The 2,298-nt window shown below is 46.1% G+C and carries 1 protein-coding gene; it reads left to right on the top strand.

What is annotated here, in order from left to right:
* Positions 1-251: 251 nt before the first annotated feature.
* Positions 252-1,790: a PAS domain S-box protein gene (locus tag QT987_RS29580; protein WP_333247038.1), complete on the top strand. Its 1,539-nt coding sequence runs from the start codon at positions 252-254 to the stop codon at positions 1,788-1,790.
* Positions 1,791-2,298 lie beyond the last annotated feature (508 nt).

Here is a 2,298-nt window from a genome sequence, read left to right as displayed (position 1 = left end):
GCTGATGGTAGCCAAACAGAGATAAGTTCGACTGGATGATCCAAGAATCCCTGCGCCTTTAGGCAAGGGAGTGTCAATTTCTCTATCGGTTGCTATGATTTGAAGAGAAAGTCCCAAAATGCCTGGTTATTGAGAGCGCGATCGGTCGATCGCCACACACCAGTCTTAGTTATGGGTTATGTTGAAAAAACTTGTGTCCGCTTTTTAGGGGTTGCACCCGCCGGCAACTATTAGATTCCCCCCTTAATAAAATGCTAGAAACTGTCTACAAACACTTAGAAACATTGCAGGAACAAGCTAGGGAATTGCCACACCCGCAACAGGCAATTTTCACAAAGACTTTGGAAGATTTATCAAATTCTCTACAGGAAATTGCAGGCAGCCGCTTGTTTGAAAGCGCCACAAATAACGCGGCAAAGCTGGTTAAAATTGAAAAAAACAATCGCCTATTGGAACGCACTGTAGCCCAGCAAGTAGGGCAAATCAGACAGCTACGGGAGCAGTTGGAAAAACAAATCAGCCAGCATCGCAGGGACACTCAAGCATTAACTAAAAGTGAAGCAAAACTGCAAGCTATGCTGCGTAATTCTCCCGATCTAATTAGCATTGTTGGCTCCGATGGGCGAGTTCGATACCACAGCGGATCTCTACAGCGGCTTTTGGGCTACAACCCAGAAGATAGAATTGGCAAATTTCACGGCGAGTTAATCCATCCAGACGATTTGCTAGCTTGGCAGACGTATTTTGGTAAGTTGTTAGAAGCTCCCGGAATTGGGGGGGCAATCGAATACCGGAAACGCCATGCTGACGGTTCTTGGATCTACATGGAGTCAATAGGTAACAGTTTGCTTTACGATTCTAGCGTGCAGGGAATTATAATTAATTCGCGGGAAATAGGGGAACGAAAGCAAGCGGAAGTCGCTGTCCGAGAGTCGGAACTGCACTACAGAGTTATGTCGCAAATTACTTCGGATTTTGCCTATTCTTTTAAGGGACTTCCCGATGGCAAGTTCGCCTGCGAGTGGGCGACAGAAGCTTTTGAGCGCTGCACTGGGATCGTTCCTGAAGAATTAGAATCGTTTGGTTGGTGGAACTCGGAACTCGTTCATCCCGACGACAGGGAAATGTTAATTAAACAGTTAGAAGGCTGTACTTTCAGTCGCACTGGAGCTAATGAGTATCGCATTATTAATCAAAAAGGCGAGGTGCGCTGGGTGCGGGACTACTGGCAAGTGGTGTGGGACAAAACTGCTGAACGGGTTGTCCGGTTGTGGGGCGCTTGTCAGGAAATTACCCATGGCAAGCAAGTAGAATTGAAACTGCAACTCGTTAACCAAGTTTTGCAAGCCCAGATAGCATCGGCGCCGCTGGCGATTAACTGTACCAGCAATGACGGCAATACCGTTGTTTGGAACCGCGCCGCCGAACAACTTTTTGGCTGGGCTGCGGCTGAGGTTTTAGGGAAACCTTTACCGAATATTCCTGAAGGCCAAAAGCAAGATTTTTACGCGCTGCTAAAGTCTGCGTCTAATGGCAAACCGCAAAATGGTTTGGAAATATCTTTGTTGAAAAAAGACGGTAGTTCGATCGATGTTTGGCTTTGGGCCGCACCTGTGCGAGATGCGGGCGGCCAAACTGTCGGCAGTATCAACATATTTTCTAATCTTTCAGAACGCAAGCGCATAGAGGAAGAGCGCCAAAAACTAGCAGCGATGAAAGATATGGAAGAACCTTTTTGGGCGCGCTATGTCAGCCCTCCAAAAATACCGAAAAAAAAGGGTGGCGGGTAATTATCTCAAGTTACAATCATTAAAAGTGCGAAAGTGCAATCTTATGCTTGCAGGGTAAGAGGCTCTCAATCATGCTTGACAAAAGCACTTGAGAATTGGTTGGGTGGAGGGGAGATATTATTCCCTGCCCCTCCCATTTAGATATGTACGTGCGAATTTCTCCGCATACAGAGCCCGATGTTCTCAGCTTTCGCTTTTGCTCATGTGAATATAATCGTGATAGATGAGAGTGAACCGCTAGAAGGCTGTTTATTTTCGAGTTACTATGGTTGCCGTCTACATGATGTAGATTAACCCTTTCATCGCCTAGAATTTTTAAGCCATATTCCCCACATTTATGGTTTTGCCGTTTTAAGGATTTACAGGTTTCGCTGTCATAAAGTTTGCTGTTACGCTTACTCCAGTAAGGAATGAGAATTAAATAACTTCCACTCTTGAAAGTGGGATGGGCGTCCCGCCCGTCCAAAAAGGACGGGGGGGACGCCCCAACCACAATAACAATTAAAAT

It is taken from the genome of Microcoleus sp. SVA1B4, assembly GCF_036700545.1.
Taxonomy (GTDB): domain Bacteria; phylum Cyanobacteriota; class Cyanobacteriia; order Cyanobacteriales; family Microcoleaceae; genus Microcoleus.
This window is presented reverse-complemented; position numbering and strand designations above follow the sequence as displayed.